This is a genomic window from Staphylococcus pasteuri (genome assembly GCF_030547725.1).
Classification (GTDB): Bacteria; Bacillota; Bacilli; order Staphylococcales; family Staphylococcaceae; genus Staphylococcus; species Staphylococcus pasteuri.
On sequence record NZ_JAUOQO010000531.1, the window covers coordinates 1 to 258 of the forward strand.

At 41.5% G+C, this 258-nt stretch carries 1 protein-coding gene; it reads left to right on the forward strand.

Features of this window, described 5'->3' with window-relative positions; translation table 11 throughout:
* On the forward strand, window positions 1-258 hold a 258-nt coding region (locus Q4528_RS14625; protein WP_303522383.1), incomplete at both ends, for a GtrA family protein.

Here is a 258-nt window from a genome sequence, read left to right on the forward strand (position 1 = left end):
AGCCTTTGCCGTAGCCAATTTCATCGGTTTTAGTTTAGCCTTTGTATTCTCTTACCTAGTACAAACTCGCTGGGTGTTCCAAAAAAGTATCGCCATTAATAATGCCATGCGATTTTTTGTGGTTCAGCTGGGTTCTTTATGTCTTTCTGTTTGGCTTTCCTCGCATATAACCCAGTACCCCAACTTTGTAAAAGTGGCAGTGGTGATTGTTATGCTACCCGCTATTACCTTTGTTATTCATCGCTTTTGGACGTACTC